This window comes from Halomarina oriensis, from assembly GCF_009791395.1.
Taxonomy (GTDB): domain Archaea; phylum Halobacteriota; class Halobacteria; order Halobacteriales; family Haloarculaceae; genus Halomarina; species Halomarina oriensis.
In genome coordinates, this window is sequence record NZ_WSZK01000015.1 from 799,504 (window position 1) to 822,983 (window position 23,480).

The 23,480-nt window shown below is 69.2% G+C and carries 25 protein-coding genes; 14 read left to right on the forward strand and 11 right to left on the reverse strand.

What is annotated here, in order from left to right:
- Positions 1-59: 59 nt before the first annotated feature.
- Positions 60-989 carry a PfkB family carbohydrate kinase gene (locus GQS65_RS10700; RefSeq protein WP_368280052.1) on the forward strand — a complete coding sequence of 310 codons (930 nt, stop codon included), beginning with the start codon at positions 60-62 and terminating at the stop codon, positions 987-989.
- 363 nt (positions 990-1,352) lie between these two features.
- Here the strand turns inward: GQS65_RS10700 and GQS65_RS10705 are convergent, their stop codons facing one another.
- From GQS65_RS10705 to GQS65_RS10715, 3 genes are all read right to left on the reverse strand, one after another.
- Positions 1,353-2,486, reverse strand: coding sequence for a DHH family phosphoesterase (locus tag GQS65_RS10705; RefSeq protein WP_158204573.1), 1,134 nt, complete (start codon positions 2,484-2,486; stop codon positions 1,353-1,355).
- A 118-nt stretch (positions 2,487-2,604) separates the two neighbouring features.
- Positions 2,605-3,003: a universal stress protein gene (locus tag GQS65_RS10710; RefSeq protein ID WP_158204574.1), complete on the reverse strand. Its 399-nt coding sequence runs from the start codon at positions 3,001-3,003 to the stop codon at positions 2,605-2,607.
- A 65-nt stretch (positions 3,004-3,068) separates the two neighbouring features.
- Positions 3,069-3,422, reverse strand: coding sequence for a DUF7344 domain-containing protein (locus tag GQS65_RS10715; RefSeq protein WP_158204575.1), 354 nt, complete (start codon positions 3,420-3,422; stop codon positions 3,069-3,071).
- Positions 3,423-3,516: 94 nt separating this feature from the next.
- Here GQS65_RS10715 and GQS65_RS10720 point away from each other — a divergent pair, with 94 nt between their 5' ends.
- Complete coding sequence (locus GQS65_RS10720) at positions 3,517-3,897, forward strand: universal stress protein (RefSeq protein WP_158204576.1); 381 nt, start codon at positions 3,517-3,519, stop codon at positions 3,895-3,897.
- 9 nt (positions 3,898-3,906) lie between these two features.
- Here the strand turns inward: GQS65_RS10720 and GQS65_RS10725 are convergent, their stop codons facing one another.
- Positions 3,907-4,503, reverse strand: coding sequence for a GNAT family N-acetyltransferase (locus GQS65_RS10725; protein ID WP_158204577.1), 597 nt, complete (start codon positions 4,501-4,503; stop codon positions 3,907-3,909).
- Positions 4,500-4,868 carry a universal stress protein gene (locus GQS65_RS10730; protein ID WP_158204578.1) on the reverse strand — a complete coding sequence of 123 codons (369 nt, stop codon included), beginning with the start codon at positions 4,866-4,868 and terminating at the stop codon, positions 4,500-4,502. Before GQS65_RS10730 ends, GQS65_RS10725 begins: the two co-directional genes overlap by 4 nt.
- A gap of 131 nt (positions 4,869-4,999) precedes the next feature.
- Between GQS65_RS10730 and GQS65_RS10735 the strand changes: the two genes are divergently transcribed.
- On the forward strand, positions 5,000-5,737 hold the full coding sequence (locus tag GQS65_RS10735; protein WP_158204579.1) for a DUF5806 family protein: 738 nt from the start codon (positions 5,000-5,002) through the stop codon (positions 5,735-5,737).
- A gap of 29 nt (positions 5,738-5,766) precedes the next feature.
- Here the strand turns inward: GQS65_RS10735 and GQS65_RS10740 are convergent, their stop codons facing one another.
- Entirely contained in the window at positions 5,767-6,330 is a 564-nt protein-coding gene (locus GQS65_RS10740) for a DUF7529 family protein (RefSeq protein ID WP_158204580.1), read from the reverse strand.
- Between the two features lie 104 nt (positions 6,331-6,434).
- On the opposite strand from GQS65_RS10740, the gene GQS65_RS22025 reads away from it, so the two are divergent.
- The 5 genes from GQS65_RS22025 (at position 6,435) to GQS65_RS10765 (ending at position 13,332) form a co-directional block, all read left to right on the forward strand.
- Entirely contained in the window at positions 6,435-9,056 is a 2,622-nt protein-coding gene (locus GQS65_RS22025; RefSeq protein ID WP_368280053.1) for a dipeptide ABC transporter ATP-binding protein, read from the forward strand.
- Positions 9,057-9,158: 102 nt separating this feature from the next.
- Positions 9,159-10,913, forward strand: coding sequence for an ABC transporter substrate-binding protein (locus GQS65_RS10750; RefSeq protein ID WP_158204581.1), 1,755 nt, complete (start codon positions 9,159-9,161; stop codon positions 10,911-10,913).
- Positions 10,914-10,953: 40 nt separating this feature from the next.
- Positions 10,954-11,997 carry an ABC transporter permease gene (locus GQS65_RS10755; RefSeq protein ID WP_158204582.1) on the forward strand — a complete coding sequence of 348 codons (1,044 nt, stop codon included), beginning with the start codon at positions 10,954-10,956 and terminating at the stop codon, positions 11,995-11,997.
- Positions 11,997-12,953: an ABC transporter permease gene (locus tag GQS65_RS10760; RefSeq protein ID WP_158204583.1), complete on the forward strand. Its 957-nt coding sequence runs from the start codon at positions 11,997-11,999 to the stop codon at positions 12,951-12,953. Before GQS65_RS10755 ends, GQS65_RS10760 begins: the two co-directional genes overlap by 1 nt.
- Position 12,954: 1 nt before the next feature.
- The gene (locus tag GQS65_RS10765) at positions 12,955-13,332 is read left to right on the forward strand and encodes a DUF7268 family protein (RefSeq protein WP_368280054.1); all 378 of its coding nucleotides are present in this window, start codon (positions 12,955-12,957) and stop codon (positions 13,330-13,332) included.
- A 16-nt stretch (positions 13,333-13,348) separates the two neighbouring features.
- Here the strand turns inward: GQS65_RS10765 and GQS65_RS10770 are convergent, their stop codons facing one another.
- Together GQS65_RS10770 and GQS65_RS10775 are read right to left on the reverse strand one after the other, a co-directional pair.
- Positions 13,349-14,680, reverse strand: coding sequence for a dihydroorotase (locus tag GQS65_RS10770; protein ID WP_158204584.1), 1,332 nt, complete (start codon positions 14,678-14,680; stop codon positions 13,349-13,351).
- An 81-nt stretch (positions 14,681-14,761) separates the two neighbouring features.
- Positions 14,762-15,442: a lipoyl protein ligase domain-containing protein gene (locus GQS65_RS10775; RefSeq protein WP_158204585.1), complete on the reverse strand. Its 681-nt coding sequence runs from the start codon at positions 15,440-15,442 to the stop codon at positions 14,762-14,764.
- Between the two features lie 108 nt (positions 15,443-15,550).
- On the opposite strand from GQS65_RS10775, the gene GQS65_RS10780 reads away from it, so the two are divergent.
- Entirely contained in the window at positions 15,551-16,432 is an 882-nt protein-coding gene (locus GQS65_RS10780; protein ID WP_158204586.1) for a hypothetical protein, read from the forward strand.
- 3 nt (positions 16,433-16,435) lie between these two features.
- On the opposite strand, the gene GQS65_RS10785 is transcribed toward GQS65_RS10780, so the two are convergent.
- Complete coding sequence (locus tag GQS65_RS10785) at positions 16,436-16,888, reverse strand: DUF4385 family protein (RefSeq protein WP_158204587.1); 453 nt, start codon at positions 16,886-16,888, stop codon at positions 16,436-16,438.
- A 267-nt stretch (positions 16,889-17,155) separates the two neighbouring features.
- Entirely contained in the window at positions 17,156-18,202 is a 1,047-nt protein-coding gene (locus GQS65_RS10790) for a DUF7350 domain-containing protein (protein ID WP_158204588.1), read from the reverse strand.
- A 34-nt stretch (positions 18,203-18,236) separates the two neighbouring features.
- On the opposite strand from GQS65_RS10790, the gene GQS65_RS10795 reads away from it, so the two are divergent.
- The 4 genes from GQS65_RS10795 to GQS65_RS10810 all read left to right on the forward strand — a co-directional run bounded on the left by GQS65_RS10795 (position 18,237) and on the right by GQS65_RS10810 (position 21,097).
- Positions 18,237-18,731, forward strand: coding sequence for a halocyanin domain-containing protein (locus tag GQS65_RS10795; protein WP_368280055.1), 495 nt, complete (start codon positions 18,237-18,239; stop codon positions 18,729-18,731).
- A gap of 96 nt (positions 18,732-18,827) precedes the next feature.
- Positions 18,828-20,117, forward strand: coding sequence for a right-handed parallel beta-helix repeat-containing protein (locus tag GQS65_RS10800; protein ID WP_368280057.1), 1,290 nt, complete (start codon positions 18,828-18,830; stop codon positions 20,115-20,117).
- Positions 20,117-20,560 (forward strand): hypothetical protein, encoded by a 444-nt coding sequence (locus tag GQS65_RS10805; RefSeq protein WP_158204590.1) that lies wholly within the window; start codon positions 20,117-20,119, stop codon positions 20,558-20,560. The genes GQS65_RS10800 and GQS65_RS10805 overlap by 1 nt, the downstream gene beginning before the upstream one ends.
- A 63-nt stretch (positions 20,561-20,623) precedes the next feature.
- The gene (locus tag GQS65_RS10810; protein ID WP_158204591.1) at positions 20,624-21,097 is read left to right on the forward strand and encodes a PaaI family thioesterase; all 474 of its coding nucleotides are present in this window, start codon (positions 20,624-20,626) and stop codon (positions 21,095-21,097) included.
- 3 nt (positions 21,098-21,100) lie between these two features.
- On the opposite strand, the gene GQS65_RS10815 is transcribed toward GQS65_RS10810, so the two are convergent.
- A complete protein-coding gene (locus tag GQS65_RS10815; RefSeq protein ID WP_368280059.1) occupies positions 21,101-21,673 on the reverse strand; it encodes an isochorismatase family protein in 573 nt (190 codons plus the stop codon).
- A 79-nt stretch (positions 21,674-21,752) separates the two neighbouring features.
- On the opposite strand from GQS65_RS10815, the gene GQS65_RS10820 reads away from it, so the two are divergent.
- Positions 21,753-23,480, forward strand: a complete 1,728-nt coding sequence (locus tag GQS65_RS10820) for an Hvo_1808 family surface protein (RefSeq protein WP_158204592.1) — start codon at positions 21,753-21,755, stop codon at positions 23,478-23,480.

Below are 23,480 nucleotides of genomic sequence, written 5' to 3' on the forward strand. Positions count from 1 at the left end.
TGACCGCCTCGAACCGCCGGCCGGCGACCGTCGGGCGCGACGAGGCCCGGAGGTAGTTCGTGCCGACCGTCGTCACCGTCGGAAGCGCGTTGCTCGACCGCATCTACCCGGTGACCAACCTCCCCGAACCGGACGGCGGCGCGTTCGCCCGCGACGAGCGTCTCGCCCCCGGTGGCGTCGCCGCGAACGTCGCCGTCGCGCTCACCCGCCTGGGCCACGAGACGGGCGTCGTCAGCCGGGTCGGCGACGACCCGGACGGCGACCGGGTCCTCGCGGGTCTCGCCACCGAGAGCGTCGAGACGACCCACGTCGAACGCGGCGAGGAGCGGTCGAGCTACACGATGATTCTGCGGGACGACGACGGCCAGCGGATGATAGTGGCCGGCGGCGAGAGCGTCCCCGCGCTCCGCCTCGACGACGCGGTTCTCGACTACTGCCGGAGCGCGGACGCCGTCTTCACGAGCGCCTACGCCCCCGACGCGGCCGTCGCGCGACTGGCCGAGGCCGCCCGCGACGACGAGTTCCCACCGCTGGTGTTCGACCTCGCGGGGCCGCTCGCGGAACTGGCGGGTCGGGGGACCACCGAGGCGACCATCGACGCGCTCTGTCCCGTCGTCGACTGTTTCGTCGCCAGTACGGTCCCCGTCGCCTCGTATCTCGACTGTACCGGGCGCGAGGCGGCCGCCGAACTCCGAGCACGCGGCGTCGAGCGGGCGGCACTCACCCGCGGCGCGGACGGTGCGCTGTTGTTCGACGGCGAGGAGCGGACCGAAGTCCCGGCGTTCCCCGTCGATGTGGTGGATACGACCGGTGCGGGTGACGCGTTCTCGGCGGGCCTGCTCGACGCGTGGGTGCTCGACGACCGGTCGGCGCGCGACGCGGGACGGTTCGCGGCCGCGGTGGCCGCCGCGAACTGCACCGCCGCCGGCGCACGTGGCGGCCTACCGACACGAACGACGGTCGAAACCCGACTCACCGACGAAACCTGAGTGGTACCGGGGACGAATCGCCGCTCGGAAGGTGAGGGCTTATTAGGTGTGAGATACAAGCAGAGGTTGACGCTTCGTCTGGAGGGCCGGAGCGTCAGCGGGGACCAATCTCAGAACGCCAGGCCTCGACGGGCCCTTTTCATCCCGTCCGGGCCTGTGTTCTGTTCCGCATTCGACACCCGAGTGACACCGTTCTTCGAGCGACTCGCTCGCCGACCCGGTCGGTAGCGTGCTACACGACGAACGCTACAGCGGACGAGAACAGCCGACAGCGACGTGTCTCCCGGCCTCGACGCGCCTCGCCGGGAGTCGACCATCGCTCACCCACGGCTCGGGCGGTCACCGTTCGGTCTCCGACGACGCTCACTCGCCGCGTTCGCCCGAGTCGTCCTGCTCGGGGGGCAGGTTCCGGAACCCGTCGAGGATGACCTGTTTGGCGACCGCACCGCGGGTCGTCCAGTGGTGGGCGTAGTCGAGCATGTCGTCGTAGATGTCCGGCTTACAGCCGGCAGCCTTCGGGTGGCCGCCGCCGTTGACCTGCTTGGCGACCTCGTGTGCTCGCTCGAAGCCGTCGCTTCCGCGGATGGAGGCGCTCCCGGACGGTTTGACGACCACCGCAGCGTCCGCGCCACGCTCGCGGAGCGTCTCGCACACCTCGTTCTGCGAACAGCGGCCGTAGGTGGCGGCGACGACGACGCCGTCGATGGTGTGCATCTCGGCACGCTCGACGGCCTGGTCGATGAGCGCCTGCTTCTCGATGCGTCGCTCTTCGAGGTAGCGTTCGACGGATTCGGGGAGGTCCGCACCGTGTTCGCGGACCGTCTCGACGTAGAGTTCGTAGTACGCCCAGTACGCGAAGTCAGCCAGGTCGTCCGAACGCGGGTCCTCGCGCAGCCAGAGGTCGTGGTCGCGCGTGACGGCCGCGAGGTCCCGGTACTGGTCGTCGAAGGTGTGAGCCAGTTCGCGCAGGGCGACGTCCGTCGTACACTCCTCGTCGGACTCGCCGACGGTGAGGTCGACGCCCGCGTCGCGGACGAGTGCTGCGAGGGCCTCGTCCCACTGGTGGTGGTCGAACCACGTCACCGAGGCGGCGTGTTCCCGAAGCGCCGCGAGCGGCGCGACGTCGCTCTCGCGGTCCGGACAGAGGTCACAGACGAACACCTCGACGCCGGCGGGGGTGTACTCGACGACCTGTTCGAGTGCGTCGGAGAGGTTGTGCGGCGAGGCCGGGACGACCGGGACGGTCCCCTCGTACTCTATCTCGTCGTCGTCGACGCTCACGGGCAGGCGAGGGTCCTCGCGGGCCTCCCGAATCAGGGCGACACAGCCGAGACCGTCCGCGTCGCCGTCGGCGACGACGACCGTCTCGGCGCGTTCGAGGCGTTCGATGCGGCCCTCGCTCGGCCCCTCGCGGTCGGGCGTGAAGAAGCCGGCCCCCGGAAGGACTGACTTCCGGGAGAGGGGGAGGGTATCGCTGTCGATGAGGGTTTCGTCCATGCCCTCCAGAGCGCGGCCAGCGGGATGAAAGACGTGGTTTACTGGTCTCGGCGTGGTTTCCCGGACGACGTGCGACAGCCTCGACGAGGCGTTCCGTCCGGCCGCGCCGACCCTGCCGTCAGGTCGCGTCGGCTTCCAACTGTCGGACGGTCAACACCGGTGCGGGACAGTCGTGGGCGACGCGTTCGGCGACACTGCCGAGGTGGTAGGAGTAGGGACTGTCCCGGCCTCGCGTCCCGGTAGCGACGAGGTCGGCGTCGACCCGGTCGGCGTACTGGAGGATGGTGGCCGCGGGGTCGCCGCGGCGGACGGCCGTCGTCACGGGTCGGCCGACCTCGCCCGCGAACCGCGCGAGCGTCGTCCGAACGCGCTGCTCGTCGCTCTCGTCGTCGTCCGCCTCGACGACCGAGAGGACGTGGACGTCGGCGTCGAACCGCTCGGCGAGTTCGACGGCGGCGGCGACGGCCCGCTCCGCACTGGGACTGCCGTCCGTTGCGATGACGACCGTCTCGAACATACCCGACCCTGCGCGGTCCGGCGGCTAATAACCGATGGTCGGCCGCCGTCGAGGCGGGCCGCTGGTCAGTCGTTCTCGGCGTGCTGTCCGGCGTACTCGGCGGCGGCCTCCAGCACGGGGACGACGCGCCCGAACGCGGGGCCGGGTTCGACCTGCCCGGCCGACCGGTCGTGGTCGACGAGCGATGTCTCGTCCAGCCTCGGGAGGTGGACGTGCCAGAACGTCAGGCGCGTCGCCCGAACTCGCTCGTCGTTGACCGAGTCCGGCGTGCTGTCGTGCTGGTGGGCCGCGGCCCGCCGGGCTAGCGTCCGTTCCTCGACGGAGCCGTGTTCCCGGAGCACCGACAGCACCGCACGACGGTCGGGGTCGGTGAGGAGGGCGAACACGTCGTCTACGGAGGGGGGCGTCTGCGAGGACATCCGGTCCGGGGGTTCGCCACCCGTCCTGTTAATCGTATCGGCCGCCTGCCACGAATACCGAGCGTTTTTGCTACTCGCTCGCGGTGGAGTCGGTATGGACATCGAGACGGTGTTCGTCCCGGTCGATGGGAGTTCACGCTCGTCGCACGCCGTCGAGGTGGCCGTCGCCATCGCCGAACGCTACGGTGGCGGTATCCACGCGCTCTACTTGCTGGACCACGACGAGGAGAGCCACACCGAGGAGATGATGGTCGCCACCCAGATGGCCGCCGGCGACGTCCACGTCGGCCACTCCTCGGCGTACGGGTTCGACACCTCGATGCTCGCACACCACCCCGGCAGCGTCATCCTCGACGCCAGCGACGACGTCGGTGCGGACTTCATCGTCATCCCCCGCCAACGGCCCTCGGACCTGCTCGGGAAGGCCGCCAGCTACGTCCTCCAGTACGCAGAACAGCCCGTGTTGTCGCTCTGAGCGGCCGCGTCAGTTCAGGCGCAACGACATCTCCAACTCGAAGCTCTCGGTCTTCGACGTCTCGAACCCGACCTTCTTGTACAGCGCCACCGCCGGGTGGTTCCAGCGTTCGACGGTGAGCCAGACCTGTTCGACACCCTGCTCCTGTCCCGCGCCGAGCAACCCCCGGATGAGCGACGTCCCGATGCCCGCCCCCTGGTAGGCCGCGAGGACGAAGATGGCGAGTTCGTACGCCACCTCGCCGTCACCGGAACGCGACGCGTTCTCGCTGGCTCCCGAATCGCGTTGCGATGCGGGAACGTCGGGAACGAGCGTGGCGTGGCCGATACGGCGGCCGTCGTCGAGCACCGCGACGACGTTGACACAGTCGCCGGTGAGGATGTGCTCCAGCCAGTCGCGGACCTGCTGTTCGCCGGTCGGTGGGATGCCCTGTGCGCGGTCCTCGGGGTCGAACGCGACGTACATCTCGACGAGCGACTCGAAGCCCTCGTCGGTCGCCTCGTGGTCACGGACGGTCACCGGCCGGTCTTCGCGGTCGGCGAACGAGATGGGCGGGCGCTCGAACTCGTCGGCGACGTCGTCGGGGTAGATACGGTCCGGACTCATCGGACGAGCGTGACGGTGGTGTTTGCGTTCAACAGGACGAACTCCGCGATGCTCCCGATGGTTATCTTCCCGAGGGGACTCGTCTCGCCGCCGCCGAGGACGATACGGTCGAACCCCTCGCTGTCGGCGACCTCGACGAGGCGACTCCCCGGATGCCCTCGCAGCACACGGACCTCGGCCTCGACGCCCCGTCCGTCGAGGTCCTCGTGGACCCGCCGTTCGACCGCCTCGACCGACAGTTCGGAGTCGGGGTTCTCGACGACGGCGACGGTCACGTCGTCCCCGGCCGCCGCCGCCCGGTCGAGTGCGACCGTCAACGCCCGCAGCGAGTCGTCGCTGCCACCGATACCCACCAGTGTTCGCATGGCGGAGTCGTCGCTCGCAGGTGGCAAAAGCCTCCCGGCGAGCGTGGGGTCGCCCGAAGCGCAACCTCCACCTTCGGTTCCACCGTCCGGACGGCGACACGCTCTTACACTCCTGGCGACCAGAGCGTGTCATGAACGAGGAGTCGCCCGGCCCCGCCACCGGGTCCGACGACGAGCAGGCAGCCGAGTCGAACGAGGTCGCAGACGGGCCACACACCGGGGAATCATCGACCGACGGTTCGACCGACGGGCACGCCGACGCGGCCACGAACGGTCACGAGACGACCGCCACGAACGGACAGGAGACCGCCGCCGAGACGGGCGAACCGGGCGTCCCCGACCCCGAGAGCGTCGAGGAGGACCGCGAGATTCCAGAAGACGTCCAGAAGTACGCCCGGTTCAAGAAGATCGACGGCGCGACCTACGACCGCGCGAACACGTTCCTGCGCGACCGAACGTACATCACCGCCCGCGAGTGGGCCATCGCCCGACTCTGTTCGGACTTCCGCACCGAGACGGGCGTCGAGATGACGAAGATCGGCGAGAACCTCCCCGAACTCGTCCCGTTCATGGAGGACACCTACACGCCACAGGCGGTCAACCAGGCACGCTCGGCGTTCGAGGACAAGATCCGGATGGCCGGCGCGACGTTCCTCTACGGCGCGATGTGTGACTTCTTCACCGCCGAGGAGCTGGACGACGTGATGTACGAGGCGACGGAGGTGGCGAAGTTCCTGCTCGAAGTCGAGGGCGTCGACCTGAGCGTCGAGGAGGAACTGGAGGCCGAAGAGCGCATCTCCAGCGTGATGCGCGAGGTGCGAGCGGCCAGCGCGGAGTTGCGCGAGGAGGAGGCCGACGGCGAGGAGTAGCGTCACGACTCGCCGCGTCGTCGCCTCGACTACTCGTCGCCGTCGGCTTCGGGGGCGTCCGTGCCGTCCGACCCCGTTTGCTCGCCGCTCTCTCCCGTCTCGTCCGTCGCGTCCGCCTCGAAGAACACGTCGGCGTCGTCGAACTGGAGGACGACGGCCTCCTCGTTGGCCAGTGGTCGAACGAACGTCCTGAGCGGGTCGCCGTCGCGTGCTGCTCGCTGGAGGCTCTGCACCGTCTCGTCGGCGCGGTCGTAGTACAGCGGGCAACAGACGGCCGCGGACCCGTCCGATGCGGCGAGGACGGCGACGGCGAACGTCACGCCCGACTCCTCGGCGCGGAACACGTCGGTCGCGGTCAACGCGGTGTCGGCGACCGTCTCCCGCAGGCGCTCGAACTCCGCGTCGGGGACGAGTACGTCGAACCCGCCGATGTCGGCGCGCGGGACGATGTCGCCGGGGTGGAGTTCGACGACGTCCGCGCCCGCCTCGCGCAGTCGGTCGGCGGTGGCGGCCATGTCGTCGACGACCGCCTCCCAGTGGCCGGCGGCGCGGTCGATGGGCCGTTCGCGGTCCCCTTCGGGCGGTTGGTCCATACTCGGCGTGGCGTCTCCCGACGTAAACCCGTTTCTCATGTGCTATCTCGGCCCGTACGGCTGGGTCCCAAAACGACTTTACTTCGGTTCGACCAACGCCGAACGTGACCGCAGACGAGTTACTCTCTCTCTCCGATCTCCGCACCCAGTTCGACACCGACCGCGGGACGGTGAAGGCCGTCGACGGCGTCGACCTCACCGTCCGCGAAGGCGAGACGGTCGGCCTCGTCGGCGAGTCCGGGTCCGGCAAGTCCGTCACCGCGCTGTCGGCGATGGACCTCGTCGACTCGCCCGGCCGAATCGCCGACGGCACCGTCGAGTTCCGGGCGAGCGAGACCGTCAGTCGCCTCGCACGCCGGTATCCGAAGGGCATCGCCACCCCCGACCACGACGGCTACCTCAACGTCGAGGCCGGGCGCGTCGACGGGTCGTCGACCGACTCCGAGGAGGTGGCACGGGCCGCCCGCGAGGACCCGAGTCTCGTCGCCACGGCGGAGTCCGAGGGCGCTATCGAAATCACCGAGGGGCACGTCGACCTCACGGCCGCCCCCGAGCGCGTCATGCGCGAGGTTCGGGGCGGCGACATGGGGATGATCTTCCAGGACCCGATGACCTCGCTCAACCCGGCGCTGACGGTCGGCGAGCAGGTCTCGGAGTCGCTGCGCCTCCACCGCTACGGCGGTCGCAAGAAGGACTCGTGGCTCAACGCCGTCCGGGAGACGTTCTCCCGTGGCGGGATGAGCGAAGAGGTCCGCGAGGAGACCGTCGACCTGCTCGCGGAGGTCGGCATCCCCGAACCCGCCCAGCGGGTCGACGAACACCCCCACGAGTTCTCCGGCGGGATGCGCCAGCGCGTGCTCATCGCCATCGCCCTCGCCTGTCGCCCGCAGTTGCTCATCGCGGACGAACCGACGACGGCGCTCGACGTCACCATCCAGGCCCAGATCCTCGACCTCATCAACGAGTTGCAGGCCGACCTCGGGATGTCCGTCCTGATGATCACCCACGACCTCGGCGTGGTCGCCGAGACCTGTGACCGCGTCGCCGTCATGTACGCCGGCGAGATCGTCGAGGAGGGGCCGGTCGAGGAGATATTCCACAACCCCTCCCATCCCTACACCTACACGCTCCTCGAATCCATCCCACGGGAGGACGCCGACCGCCTGACGCCCATCGAGGGGAACGTCCCCGACCTCATCGACATGCCCGAGGGGTGTCACTTCGCGCCGCGCTGTCCGTGGGCGCAACCGGAGTGTACCGAGGGGGAGATACCGTACCTGCAACACGGTCCCGACGACGTGGACCACCGCTCGAAGTGCATCCTCGACGAGTTCGACGAGCGCGAGTACGGCGACGACGCGGGCGTCCCCGCCCGCTCCGCCAGCGAGATCGGTGACCCCATCCTGGAGACCAAGGGGCTGAAGAAGCACTTCTCGCGGGCCGACGGCATGCTCGACGACCTGCTCGGCGGTGACCTGGGGACGGTGAAGGCCGTCGACGGCGTCGACCTGACCGTCCACGAACGCGAGACGCTGGGGCTGGTCGGCGAGTCCGGCTGCGGGAAGTCGACGACCGGCCGGTCCATCCTCCGACTGCTCGACCCGACCGACGGGACGGTCGTCTTCGCGGGCGACGACCTCGGCGGCCTCTCGACGAGCGCCCTCCGGAAGAAACGCCGGGACATGCAGATGATCTTCCAGGACCCGCTGTCGAGTCTCGACCCGCGCCAGACCGTCGGTGGGACCATCGCCGAACCGTTGAAGATCCACGACCTCCCCGAGGAAGCGCCCGGTCAGGGCGTCTCCCGGAAGGAACAGCGCCGACAGCGCGTCACGGAGCTGATGGAGGCGGTCGGTCTCGACCCGAGCCAGGCCGACCGCTACCCCCACGAGCTGTCGGGGGGCCAGCGCCAGCGCGTCGGCATCGCCCGCGCGCTCGCCGTCGACCCCGACTTCATCGTCTGTGACGAACCCGTCTCGGCGCTCGACGTGAGCGTCCAGGCCCAGATCCTCAACCTCATGGAGGAGCTGCAAGAGGAGTTCGGGCTGACCTACCTGTTCATCGCCCACGACCTCTCGGTCGTCCGGCACATCTGTGACCGCATCGCCGTCATGTACCTCGGGGAGGTGGTGGAGGTGGCGGCGACGGACGAACTGTTCGCGGACCCGAAACACCCCTACACGCGGGCGTTGCTCTCGGCGATACCACAGCCGGACCCGACCGCCGACACCGACCGGGTCATCCTCGAAGGCGACGTGCCGAGTCCCGTCGACCCACCCTCGGGGTGTCGGTTCCGGACGCGCTGTCCGTCGGTCATCCCGCCGGCCGACGTCGACATCGAGCAGGCGGCGTTCCGCGAGGTGATGGACTTCCGCCAGCGCGTCGAGGAGGACCGTATCGACGTCGACGCGCTCCGCGACCCCGACCGACCGACGGCGGCGACCGACGGCGGCACCGGGGCCCGGAGCGTCGAGCGCGAGTCGTTCGACGTGAGTCCGACCTCGGTCGTCGACGACCTGTTCGACGCCGACCTCTCGGGGCAGAACCGGACGACCGTCGAGCGGGCGGTCGGTGAACTGCTCGACGGCGACCGGGAGGCCGCCGCGACGACGCTCCGCGACCGCTTCGAGACGGTCTGTGAGCGCGACCGGCCGACGCTCCAGGACGCGCCCCACCCCGCGGCGTGTCACCTCTACGAGCAACCCGACGGCGACGACTCGGCCTGAGCGGGTCGCCCGATTCGAGCGCAGAGAAACCGTGAGACGGTGACTTAATTTCCGCTTTCTAAGTCCGGTAGAGTTATCCCTCGTCCTGTGTCGAGTGTGGATATGGCTGATACTGACACCTCTAGGAGAACGTTTCTCAAAGCGGCGGGGAGTACCGCTGCGGTGGCCTCGATAGCCGGCTGTCTCGGCGGTGACGGTGGCGGCGAGGGTGACGACTCGAACGGCTCCGGTGACGGCAACGGCTCGACCGACGGCGGCGGCGGTGGTGGCGGTGGCGGCGGCCAGTCCGGCGGCACGCTCGTCTACTCGCGTGGCGACCACCCGACGAACTACGACCCACAGCAGACGACCAGCGGCGAGGTGGCGAAGGTCACCAACCAGATCTTCAACCAGCTCATCCAGTTCGTCCCCGGTGGTGGCGGCGAACTCGAAGCGGGGCTGGCGACGGAGTACAGTCTCGAAGGGACGACGGCCACGCTGACGCTCCGCGAGGGCGCGACGTTCCACAACGGCGAGGAGTTCACCGCGGCGGACTTCGAGGCGACCTACCGCCGGTTCGTCGACGAGGACTACGAGTACTACCTCGGCACCGAGAACGCCTCGGGGTACGGCCCGTTCACGCTCGGGTCGTGGATCGACTCCGTCAACGTCCAGGACGACTACAACCTCGAACTCGAACTCACCCAGGAGTACGCGCCGTTCCTGCGCAACCTGGCGATGTTCGCCGCTTCCGTGCTCTCGCGGGCACAGATCGAGAGCCTCGGTGCGGACCCGGCGAGTCAGGTCGAACTCGGTCAGGAACCGGTCGGGACCGGCCCGTTCACCTTCGAGCAGATGGACAACTCCAATCAGCGCGTCCAGCTCGTCCGCAACGAGGAGTACTGGGGTGAGACCGCGTCGGTCGACCAGGTCATCTTCAACACCATCCCGGAGAACTCCACGCGGGCCCAGTCGGTCGTCAACGGCGACTCGCACATCATCGACGGCATCGGCGCACAGGCGTCCCAGCAGATTCAGAACGCCGACAGCGCGACGCTCGCGGAGAAGGACGGCATCAACGTCGGCTACATGGCGTTCAACATGGCTCGGTTCGAGGCGTTCCGCGACGCGAAGGTGCGTCAGGCCATCAGCTACGCCATCAACACGCAGGCCATCGTCGAACAGATCTACGAGGGCTTCGCCTCGCAGGCCGACCAGCCGATTCCGCCCAACGTCCTCGGGTACAACGAGGAGCTCGACCCGTACCCACAGGACAAAGAACAGGCCCAGAGCCTGCTCGAAGAGGCCGGCCAGACCGACTTCTCCTTCGAACTGGCGACGTTCTCGAACCCGCGTGGCTACAACCCGTCGCCGGTCAACACGGCCCAGCAGGTCAAATCCGACCTCGCCGACGTCGGCCTGGAGGTCTCCATCAACCAGTTCTCGACGTTCTCCTCGTATCTCGACTACACCGACCAGGGCAAGCACGACGCCTGTTTCCTGGGCTGGTACACCGACAACGCCGACCCGGACAACTTCTTCTACGCCCTGCTCCACCCGCAGGTCGACCGCTCGGCCATCCCCGAGGACCAGGACTGGGTCGGCTTCGACACCGAGGGCTACAACACCCTCAACGTCTCGGCGTGGGCCAACAGCGAGTACATGGACCTCGTCGAGCAGGGGCAGGCGACCTACGACGAGGGCCAGCGCCGGTCGCTGTATCAGGACGCCGCCCAGATCGCACACGACCAGGCACCGTGGGTGTTCATCGACTACGCGAAGACGCTCCGTGGGGTCAACCAGGCGGTCGCACAGGACTCCTACACCGTGAGTTCCGTCGGCGGTCCGTACCTCAACACCGTCCAGCTGAACCAGTAGCTCCGTCGCGCGCAGTTCCCCTCACCTCACTCTCACACAAATGGTTTCAAAGCGGTTCGTCGTCAAGCGACTCCTCCTGTTGGTGCCGGTGCTGTTCGGCGTGGCGAGCCTCGTGTTCGCCATCCTCCACCTGGCACCCGGTGACCCGGCGAAGGTCATCGTCGGCCAGCGGGCGTCGACGGCGCAGGTCCAGCAGGTCCGTACCGAACTCGGTCTGAACGACCCCATCTGGATACAGTACGTCCGGTTTCTCGGTGACGCCGTCGTCTTCGACTTCGGGAACTCCTACCAGATCGCCCGTGGGACGCCGGTTCGGGAGGTGCTCGTCGAGCGCCTGCCGGTCACCATCGAACTCGCGCTCTACGGCCAGGTGCTGGGTATCCTCTTCGGCATCCCGCTGGGCATCCTCTCGGCGGTCAAGCAGGACTCCATCACCGACCACCTGACGCGCGTCGGGGCGCTGGCGGGCATCTCGGTCCCCATCTTCTGGAGCGGACCGTTGCTCATCCTGCTGTTCGCCACCTCCCTCGGGTGGCTACCGACGAGCGGCCGCATCGGCACCGCCTTCTTCCTCCCCGACACCTGGACGCTGCTCGGCACCGAACTGCCGCTGACGGGGATGGTCACCGTCGACACGCTCCTGCTCGGCAACTGGGAGGCGTTCGTCTCGGCGGTCCAGCACCTGTTCCTGCCGGCCGTCGTCATCGGCATCTACTCGATGGCGCTGCTCTCGCGGATGATGCGCTCGTCGATGCTGGAGGTCGTCAGGCAGGACTACATGCGCACCGCCCGCGCGAAGGGTCAGGGCGCGAAGATTACGGTCCTGAAACACGGGCTTCGCAACGCACTCATCCCGGTCATCACGGTCATCGGCATCCAGTTCGGGACGCTCCTCGGCGGAGCCGTCCTCACCGAGACCATCTTCGGTATCGGCGGTATCGGGACGATGCTCGTCGCCGCCATCGGGGCGACGGACTACCCGCTCGTGCAGGGCACCGTCCTCACGTTCGCGCTGCTGTTCACGCTCGTGAACCTCGGCGTCGACATCACCTACAGCTACCTCGACCCACGTATCCAACAGTAATGGCAGCAGACACACGCACACGGACGGCGGCGAGTTCGCGCGGCCTGTTCGACAGACTCCGAGCGTCGCCGTTCCTCTCGAACCTGCTCTCGAACCGTCTCGCGGTGGCCGGCCTGGGCATCATCTTCGCCATGGTGGTCGTCGCGCTCTACGCCCGCCTGTTCGTCGCGGGCCCCTTCGGCGCACCGCTCAGCGACCTCACGAGTTCGCAGCTCGGAAACGCCCAGAACAAGGCCCCGCCCGGCTGGCTCGCCGGCCAGGGGCTCCTCACGGACATCTTCGGGACGGACGCACAGGCTCGTGACATCTACGAACGGACGCTCTACGGCGCGTGGCTGGCCCTGAAGTGGGGGACGGTCACCGTCGGCCTCTCGACGGTGCTGGGTGTCGGTCTGGGCACGCTCGCGGCGTACTACGGCGACGTGACGGACAACGTCATCATGCGGACGATGGACGTGCTGCTCGCGTTCCCGTCGCTCCTGTTGGCCCTGGCACTCGTCGCCATCTTCGGGGCGAGTCTCGGCAACGCCGTCATCGCGCTCGTGCTCGTCTACACGCCGCGGTTCGCCCGCGTCGTCCGTGGGGCGGCGCTGAAGGTGCTCGAAGACGAGTACGTCGACGCGACGGTCGCACTCGGTGCGAGCGACCCGCGCGTCCTCGTGAAACACGTCCTGCCGAACTCGCTGGCACCCATCACCGTCCAGTCGACGCTCAACTTCGGACTGGCCATCATCGACCTCGCGGCGCTGTCGTTCCTCGGGTTCGGTGCGGCCCCCGGCACGCCCTCGTGGGGCATCATGCTCTCGGAAGGGGTCAACAACGGCCTGCTCACCGGCCAGTGGTGGCTCTCCTTTTTCCCCGGCCTGTTCCTCGCGGTGACGGTGCTCGGGTTCAACCTGCTGGGTGACGGGATGCGCGACGCACTCGATCCACGGATGCGCGAGACCGTCGACTGACGTGAGCGACCCGCTCGGCTCGACGGCCGCGCTCCGCCGATATCTCCGTGATGGCCTCGGCCTGCTCGCCCGGAGCGCCCTCGTCGGGGCGGCGCTCGGGGCGGTCCTCCTCCTCGGGTTGCTCGCCACCGGCGAGAGCGAGCGGGCTGCCAGCACGACGGCGTTCGCGCTCGGCGCGCTCGTCTTCGGCTTCGGGACGCTGAGCTGGTCGGGGTCGGTACTGCTCGGTGGGAGCGTCGAGTCGGCCCAGCGCTTCCTCGATACGAACACGGACTGGACGGAGGCCGACTCACGACGGGCGATGGCCCGTGTCGCCGGTGCCGGCCTCGGCGCGATGCTCGCCGTCGCGGTGCTCGGCAGTGTCGTCGCCGGACTCTGAGGGGCCCCGACGCTCGCTACTCCCGGACGTTCTCACCGACCGCGTCGCCGAAGCGCTCGTCCTCGCCGGTGCGTTCGTAGACCAGTTCACCCCGAACCATCGTCCACAGCGGGAACACCCCCTGTCGACCCTCGAACGGGGTCCACTCGCAGTTCGTGTGGAGGGCCGCACCGCGAATCTCGCGGGGCGCGTCGGGGTCGACGAGCACGAGGTCGGCGTCGTAGCCCTCGGCGATGCGACCCTTCTCGGGGAGACCGAACAGACGCGCCGGGTTGCGCGCGGTCACGTCGCGGATACGTTCGTAGTGCAGGTCGCCCCGACGCGCGGAGTCGAGCAACAGCGGCAGCATCGTCTCGACGCCGGGGACGCCGCTCGGGGCGTCCCAGATGCTCGCGTCCTTCTCGGCGCGGGTGTGCGGCGCGTGGTCCGTGGCGACGACGTCGACGGTGCCGTCGTCGAGGCGTGCGAACAGGTCCGCACGCCGGCCGTCGCTCCTGAGCGGCGGGTTCATCCGCCCGAACGTCCCGAGCTCCTCGTAGTCGTCCCGCGAGAGGTAGAGGTGGTGGGGGGTCACCTCGCAGGTCATGCCCGCCTCGTGGGCGAGGTCAACCGCCTCCGGCGTGGACGTGTGGGCGACGTGGATGGTCGTCCCGGCGTCCACGGCGACGTCACAGGCGCGTTCGACGGCGGCGATCTCGGCCTCGGCGGTCCGGAACGCGCTCCACGCGTCGGCATCCGCGGGACGGCCGCCGTCCCGCGTGCTCCCGAGAGGGTCGCTCTCGGGAACGTCGCTGCGCTCTCGGGCGGCCTCCGAGAACAGGTCGGCGTCCTCGGCGTGGACCGTGACGGGAACGTCGGCGTCACGAGCGCGTTCGAGCGCCTCGCGGAACAGGTCGACGTCGATACCCATGTCGCCCGTCGAGTCCGCGAGGAACACCTCACCGAGCGCGAACAGCGGGCGTTCGAACAGCGAGTCGGGGTCCCAGTCGGGCGTGACGCCGCCGTTGATGCCGTAGTCGACGAGCGAGTCGCGGGCGAGAGCGGCCTTCTCGTCGAACGCCTCGCCCGTCGTCGTCGGCGGGTCGGTGTTCGGCTGGTCGACCACGGTGGTGACGCCGCCCGCGGCCGCACTGCGCGACCCGGTGGTCCACGTCTCCTTGTGTGAGTCTCCCGGCTCCCGGAAGTGGACGTGGACGTCGATAGCGCCCGGCAAGAGGAGATTGCCGTGCGCGTCGAGCACCCGGTCGTCGTTCTCCTGGAGGTTCCGTCCGACCGTGACGATGCGACCGTCGCGCACCCGAACGTCTCTGACCCGCCCGTCCGCGAGTTGGGCGTCCCTGATGAGCATACCGCCCCTCCGGCGGCATCGGTCGTAACGCTGTCCCTTCCGTCGGTTACCGTAATCGACCGCCCGGACGCGCCGACCCGCTCAGCCGTCGAGTCGCTCGACGTCGCGTTCCCGGCCGCCGACCAGCGCGTCTTCGATGGATCGGACGACCGCCGTCGCGTCGTCCGGTCCGCCGGCGCTCGCCACACTCCCGACGCTCGCCGGGTCGAACGGGTGGTCGAGCGCCGTGTACACCGCGTCGAGCACGTCGGCGACGTCGGTGCGCTCGGCGACGACGCAGATGCCGGCAGTGAGCGCCACGCCGCGCTGGACGCGCTGTGCGAGCCCAACGACCTTCCCGTCGGCCTGGATGGAGTGACTGCCGGGACAGAACGAGTCTGGCGGTTCGCCGGGTCGGGCGTCGACCCCGAGCCCGTCGAGCGCCGCCAGCAGGTCGCGTTCGGCGGCCTCGTAGCGCTCGTCGATGCCGACACGCATGTCGCCGACCGGTGTCACGCGAGCGAACGCCACCGTCTCGCCGGTGTACGCCACCGCCCGGCCGCCGACGCGGCGTTCCAGGGGCGGGAAGCCCCGTTCCTCGGCGGCCGCTCGTGCGGCCTCGTACCCGTCGGCGTGGGTATCGCGCCGCCCGAACGCCACCTGTCGATGAGGGGTCCAGACGCGGACCGCACCCTCACCGTCGTCACGGACGTCCTCGACGAGCGTCCGCGTCACCGCTCGGTCGGTCTCGGCGTCCGTCGCTCGTCCGCGTACCACGCGCATGGGTGTCGGTCGGGTGCGTGTCGGCTAAAGCGGTCCGCTCACCGCGTGGCCGCTCGACCGCTTTCCACTTTCGACGTGGCTAACCCGCCCGCTCCCGTAGCCCGCCCAATGGCGGTGACGCTGCCCGAGTCGGTGCTCGAACGCTACCCTCGACTGTCCCAGTACAACTCGCCGTACGTCGCCCACGACGCCGGATGCGCCGTCGACCTCTACCCCGAAACCGGTCCCCGGCGGGCGGTCGCCGCGCCCTCGCCCGTCGCGGGTGAGGTGCTCGACACCCGCTCGGTGCGCGCCCCTCCCAAACCCTACGCCGCCGAGCAGGACCACCTGCTCCTCGTCGAACTGGCCGACGACTCCCCTATCGACGCGCCACCGGGGACCGTCGCCCGACTGCTCCACGTCGACCCCGCAGTCGAGGCGGGCGACCACGTCGCGGTGGGCGACTCGCTCGGGACGCTGGTCCGCGCGGGCTTCTTCGCACCGTGGGTCGACAACCACATCCACCTCGGCTTTCGCGCCCCCGACGCGAACCCGTACCGGGCCTCGGGGTCGATGCCCATCGCCCTCGACTGCGACCCGCTGGCACTCGACTGGGACGGGACGGGCACGGTCCGCGAGGCCGGTGGGACCTCCGTCGTCCTCGACTCACCTGTTCACCCCGAGCCTGGCCGGTTCGCCGGCATCGCCTCGGAGACGGGTGGGGTCCTCGACGGTGGCCTCGTCCACTACGACGGCGGCGGGGTTCACGGCGCGGCCGACGGCCCCGTGACGCTCCTCGGCCGCGAGGTGGGCGTCGCCGAGGACGGGACCGTCGCCTGGAACGGTCTCGCGGTGTTCGTCGACGACGACCGCGTCACGGGCCTGTCGCTGTTCCTCGCCCGCGACGACGGCTTCGGCGCGAAGGTCGTCTGTCCGGGCCACACCCTCGCCGTCGGCGACGTGGTTCGGGTGACGCTCGAACCCACCGACGACCCGACCGTTCTGGGCTGAACGCTACTCGGCCCGCTCGCGGTGGGCGGTTCTCGCCTGCTGGTACCGTTCGTCGTCTTCGACCATCCCCCACCACACCTCGTAGACGAGCGCCGCCTCGCGCTTGTCGTGGTCGGCCCAGTGTTCGGGGTCGCGTTCTTCCCCCGCTACGTACTTCCGCCCGCCCGGATACCGCGCGTAGCGCATCGCTCTGGTGTAGCCCATCTGGAGGTACTTCCGCGCCATGTCCATCCCGACGAACTCCTCGCGCTCGCGGTACTCGCGGAACCGTTCGTAGATGGCCTCGCCGGCCTCGTCGGCGGTCTCGCGGTCGGCGTACCCCCACAGCGGGAGGAGTTCGGACTTGTACGGTTCGACCTTGAACACGCCCTCCTCGCCGCGGCCCACGTCGTACTGCTCGGGGTGTGTGCGGAAGTCCACGTCGTACTCGGGACCGCCGTCGTCGCCGTCGCTCATGCGGTTCGTCGGTTCGCACGCCGGTCCGGTGAACCTGTGGCTGGCGAGGTGAGTGGCAGGCCACCGAGGCCGTCGGGTGAGACACGTCGGAGTGACGGCTCTCGGTCGCCGAACTGGTCGCGGCCACGCGACGAGCGTGATGATTGGGTCGGGGGGCCCGTCGCGTCGTCCGCATCGGAGAGGACCACCGTCGAACGCACGAGGCTCACGGCTACGCCTATCGGTTCGGTCCCGCGACGCGTCGACAGCTGTAGCCGTGTGGCTGGTTCACACCCGCAGTCGGGCCTCGGGCATCGACAGGAACGCCGTCTCGTACCCCTCGTGGCGGGCGACCTGTGGCGGCGTCAGCGTCTCGACGACGAGTTCGTCGCCGCCGTCGAGCGTCGGCACCGCCGTCCCGTAGTGGTAGCCGAGGTCCGGGTCCAGCGTCCGCGTGAGGATGCTGTCGAACACCGCCGCTCCGCCACGCTCGACGGTCGCCCGGAGCCCCATCGACGGGAGGACGAGACGGTTGTACGGCGTCGCCGCGACGACGGCGAGGTACCGGTCGGCGTCGAACCGCGCGGCGTCGTCGCCGGTCAGGAGGTAGCCGGTCAGTCGGGCGTCCGCGGTGGTCGTCTCGTCGAGGACGGTCCACGAGGGCTTCGGGTCGGGAGCGACGGCAGCCGGCACCGACGGACTCTCGGGGAGCGAGAGCGCACCGTGTTCGCCGGCCCGTTCGGTCCGTACCACGCCGAGCGCGTCGCGTGCCGCCCGTGTGTACTCGACGGTGAACGTGTGGCTGGCCGGGTCGCCGAACCGTCCCTCGAAGGCTCCGGTCCGGCGGAGTCGGAGGCCGCCGACCGCGACGGTGACGTCGTACGCGTCGTCGGCCGGGAGTGCGACGTTGTCGCCGTAGTGAAAGCCCATCGACTGCGAGGCCATCGCGTAGACGGCCTCCTCGGCGACCAGTTCGCCGTCGCGTTCGACCTCGACGGTCAGACCGATTTCGGGGCAGACGACGCCCGTCTCGCGGTCCCACGCGAGCGCCAGCAGGTGGACCGAGTCCTCGGGGTCGGCGTCGCGCAGGTACGTCTCCTCGCCGACGACCTCCCAGAACCGGACGGGGTGGCTGTAGAGCAGGCCGACGCGGAACGGTCCCGCGTCGGCGACGCCGACGAGTACCATCTCGAACCGGGCCGGCGGCCGGTAGACGCCGCTCGGCGGGGCCTCGACGCGCGGCGGGAGCGTGTCGCTCTCGCTCGCACCGGGGCCGAGACAGCCGCTTCCGACCGCGAGACCGGTCGCCGTAGCGAGGAACGTCCGACGGCGCATACAGTTAAGAGGGAACTGTCGGATGATATGGATTGTGCAGCCTCCAGCGTCCTCCAGCACCGTCCGACCCGCACGGCGACGACCGACCAGACGAGCGTTCCTCGCGGTCGCCGCGGGGTCGCTGGCGGTCGGTACCGGCTGTCTGAACGACGGTAGTGGCGGCAGCGGCGGCGAGGGCTACGGCGACTGGTTCGACGACGTGGACAACCACGACGGAGCGGTCGACCGGACCGGCCAGTCCGAGACCAGCGTCGCCGTCGGCGCGGAGGACGGCCTCGCGTTCGCGCCCGCCGCCATCGAGGTCGACCCCGGTACGACCGTCGTCTGGGAGTGGACCGGGCGGGGCGGCGGGCACAACGTCGTCGAACGCGACGACGCGTTCTCCAGCCCGCTCCTCCAGGCCGAAGGCGAGACGTGGTCCTACACCTTCGAGGAGGTGGGTGTGTTCCCGTACTTCTGTGACCCCCACCGGACACTCGGGATGAAAGGCGGCGTCGACGTCGTCGGCGGGGCCGACGGCGACGGCTGACACCACCACGCGACCGGGAGCGGCCCCCGGCGGAGCGTTTAAGCCCGGCTGCTCCAACGATAGTGTCATGTTATCAACCAACATGGGTGGTGGGTCGTGACGCCGCGGCGTCGTGACCTGCTGCGGGCGATGGGGGCGGCCGGTGCCGTCGGTGTGGCGGGCGTCCTCGGCGGACAGTTCGTCGGGGACGCCGCCTCGCAGGCCGAGCAGTCGGGCGGGCAGTACCCTGCTGGCCAGCCACCGCGTGGCGAGCCACGTGCCTACGAGGACTACACCGTCCACGAGGTGCCGAGCCAGTACGACACCGTCCAGGCGGCCGTCGAGGCGGCGGCCCCGGAGGACCTCGTGCTGGTCGAACCGGGCGTCTACCGCGAAGCCGTCGAGGTGACCGACACGCCACGGCTGACGATTCGGGGCACCGACCGAAACGACGTGGTCCTCGACGGCGAGTTCAAACGCGAGGACGGCGTCCTCGTCACCGTCGACGACGTGGTCGTCGAGAACCTCACGGCGCGTCACTACGTCCGCAACGGCTTCTTCTGGTCGTCGGTGTCGGGGTGGCGGGGGTCGTACCTCACCGCCTACAACAACCAGGTCTACGGCATCTACAACATCGCCAGTCAGCACGGTCGCTACGACAACTGCTACGCCTCGGGTCACACCGACTCGGGGTTCTACATCGGCCAGTGCAAACCCTGTCACGCCGTCATCGAGCACGTCCGCTCGGAGCACAACGCCATCGGCTACTCCGGGACGAACGCGGGGGGCTACCTCACCGTCCGGGACTCCGTCTGGCGGAACAACATGGGCGGCATCGTCCCGAACTCGCTGGACAGCGAGGCCGACCCGCCACAGGACAGCGCCCGCATCGAGAACAACCTCGTCGAGTCGAACAACAACGCCGACGCGCCCGACGAGTCGTTCGGCTACGCCGCGTTCGGCACGGGCATCAACGTCGCCGGCGGCATCAACAACGAGGTGGTGGGCAACACCGTCCGCGACCACGCCAACTTCGGTATCGTCGCCGTCCCGATGATAGACGAGAACCTCTACCCGCCGCGCGGGAACCGCTTCGTCGACAACGACGTCTCCGGGTCGGGGCGGGCGGACCTGGCCATCGGTGCACCCGAGGACGGTGGCAACGTCTTCGAGGACAACGTCGCCGGGTCGTCCCGGCCCGGCGGCCTCGACGGCGGGACGCGACTGGTCGGCGGCGACCCGTGGGTGACGATGGTCCTGTTCGAGCAGTTCACACAGCTCGACCGTGGGGAGGCCCCACGTGGCGACTGGCGCAACGCCCCGGAACCGCCGTTCGCCGAACTGGAGAGCATGCCGAACGCGCGGGACGCACCGCCCCGCGAGGCGGTCCGCCGAGGTGAGTCGTGATGTCGACGACGGACGCGCTGCGAGAGCGCTTCGGGGCCGCGTTCGGGGCGTCTCACGACGCCGTCACCACGGGGGTGGTCGTCGCGTTCGCGCTCGTCCTGAGCGTCTTCGCGGCGTGGGTCCTCGCCGACCTGCTCCCCCGTGTGCTGACGTTCGTCCTCGGCGTCCTCGGGTTCGGGGGAGTGCTCTACGGTCGAGCGTCGCGGCGTGCGGTGACGGCGACGGGACTGTACGCCCTCGCCGCACTCGTCGCCGCGATTCCGGTCGTCTACGAACTCGTCCTCGCGCTCTCGACGGCCGCCCCGCTCGTGCACCTCCTCTCGGTGACGGACCTGCTGTTCGTCGGCCTGTTCTGGGTGGTCGCGCTGGTTCCCGCGGCGGTCGGTTATCGAGTCGCTTCGGGGCCGTTCCTCCCGCGGTTTCGCCGGGCAGTGGGGCGCTGAGCGCCACAGCGCGACTTCCCGGTGGACCGCTGCCTACAAGCGCGTCCTCACTCGACAGGGGATATGACCGACGACCACCTCCCGCCGGAGGCACAGGCGATGCTCCAGCAGTTCATCGAGCAGGAACACGGCTACCTGTCGTGGCTCGGGACCACCGTCGAGGAGTTCACCTACGACACCATCACGCTCGCGGTGCCGTTCGACGAGAAACTCACCAACCCCACCTCGCCACCGACGATGCACGGCGGTATCGCGGCGACGCTCGTCGACACCGCCGGCGGCCTCGCACTGCGCCCGTCGCTCGACGACCCGATGCAGGGCGGCGTGGCGACCATCAACCTCAACGTCAACTACCTCCGACGGGCAGCGGGCGACATGACCGCCCACGCCGAGGTCATCCGTGCTGGTGGTTCCGTCGGCGTGAGCCAGGTGACGGTGACGAGCGAGGTGCCGGGAGACCGGGACGCGGAGCGGTCCGGGCGTAGCGAGAAACCGGTCGCCGTCGGGCAGGGCGCGTACCGCCTGTTTCGGGGCTGAGGCCTACTCGAAGTCGACGTCCGCGTGCTCGACCACCTCGCCGAACAGCCAGTCGGCGTGCTCCAGCGCGTACTCCCTGTGGTCGGCTTCGAGCGCGCCGATGGCGTCTTCGACGAGCATCGGTCGGAAGTCACGGAGACCGGCGCTCCCGGCGGTGTGGAGGACGCAGACGTTCGCCAGCGTCCCACAGAGCAGGAGGTTCTCGATGCCCCGAGCGCGAAGCCACCCCTCCAACTGGGTGTCGTAGAACGCGTCGTAGGTGTGTTTCTCGACGACGAGGTCCGCCTCGCGCACGTCGAGTGGGTCGTGGAGTTCGGCGTCCCACGTCCCCTCGACGACGTGTTCGCCCCAGCGCTCGAACTCGTCGTAGTAGTGGTTGTCCTCGAACTGCTCGGGCGGGTGGACGTCGCGGGTGTAGACGACGCGGCCACCGGCCTCCCGGACGCGCGCGACGAGGTCGGTGACGGGGTCGAGCGCCTCCTCGCTGCCCGGCGCGTAGAGACTGCCGTCGGGGTGACAGAAGCCGTTCTGCATGTCGACGACGACGACGGCCGTCGTGATTGGGTCGAGCGTCACACTCGACGTCCGACCGCCGTGGGAAAAACAGTCACGACGACAACATGGGTTTCATTGTCAGTGCCCGTGTACGGGTGGTATGCGACGCCCTGTACTACTCGCGGTGGTCCTCGCGGTGCTGACGCTGTCGGCACCCGTCGCGGCCGCCGTCCCCGGGTCGGTCCCCGTACTGGACGCTTCGACCGACTCGACGCTCGAATCGGCACAAGAGGGAGCTCCGGCCGACCCCGAGACCGACGTCCTCGGCTGGGAGAACGGCTACTGGTACAACGAGAGCATCGACGTGGACCCCAGCGACGGCCTGAACGACGAGGAACTCGACAAGGTGGTCGCCCGGTCGATGGCCCGCGTCGAGGAGGTCCGGGGCCTGGAGTTCGAACGGACGGTCCCGGTCGAGATATACACCCGTGAACAGCTCCAGCAGGAACTCAGCCAGGGGTCGAGCAACGTCTCGGCCGACCAGCGCCTCCACCAGAACGTGAAGTACGAGGCGACGTTCATGGTCGGTGAGTCGACCGACGCCGTCGGCGTCCAGCAGTCCAACCAGGGGGCGTCCGTCGGCGGCTACTACAGTCCCGCCGCCGAGCGCATCGTCGTCGTCTCGGAGAACGCCGAGTCGCCACAACTCGACGAGATAACGCTCTCCCAGGAGCTGTTCCACGCCCTCCAGGACCAGCAGTTCGACATCGGGTCGTACAACCAGTCCACCCGCGAGAAGCACAACGCCATCGACGGCATCGTCGAGGGCGACGGCAACTACGTGGACTACCTCTACCAGCAGCGCTGTGAACTGCCCGACGACGACCCGAACGCCTGGGGCGACTGTCTGGCCGACAGTCCCGCGTCCGGGTCGGGCGACCAGGCCACCGGCCAGAGCAGCCTGAACCTCGGGCTCTACCTCGTCGTCTACCAGCCGTACAGCGACGGCCCGGCGTTCGTCCGCACCATCCACGAACAGCAGGGCTGGGAGGCGGTCAACGCCATCTACGAGAACCCGCCCGCGTCGACCGAACAGACCATCCACCCCGAACTGTACGGCGAGGACGCGCCCACCGAGGTGACCATCGAGGACCGCTCGGACGACCGCTGGAACGTCCTCGAACTGGAGGGCGGTGTGGACTACGCCGAGTTCGGTGAGGGAGGTATCGCCTCGATGTTCATCTACCCGACGTACGCTTCAGAGGGGCAGGGCGGCCTGCTCGCACCCCAGGAGTTCCTCAACCTCAACGAGACGAACCAGGTCGACTCGTTCGACCCCATCAACTACAATCAGTCGTGGTCGAACGGCTGGGACGGTGACAAACTGCTGCCGTACGTCGCCGACGACGCCGGGACGAACGAGACGGGCTACGTCTGGAAGATGCACTGGGACTCCCCCGAGGAGGCCCAGGAGTTCCGGAGCGGCTACGAACGACTGCTCGGCTTCCACGGCGCGACGCAGGTCGGTCAGGACACCTACGTCGTCGAACAGGGCGAGTTCGCCGACGCGTTCCACGTCACCGTCGAGGGGAACACGACGACCATCGTCAACGCCCCGACGGTCGAGGACCTCTCGGGCGTCGACGGCAGCGTCGAGGTTCAGGAGGTCCAGAGCGGGCAGAACGGAACGACCACCGCCGGCACGAACGGCGGGACGACCGCCACCGAGGGTGGTTCGACGGGCGACACCGCGACCGGCGGCACGTCGAACGACTCGGTTCCGGCGACTGGCGACGACGGGACGACCGCCGAGACCGGGCCCGGGTTCGGTGTCGTCGTCGCACTCGTCGCACTGCTCGCCGTCGCCCTCCTCGCGCGGCGCGAGTAG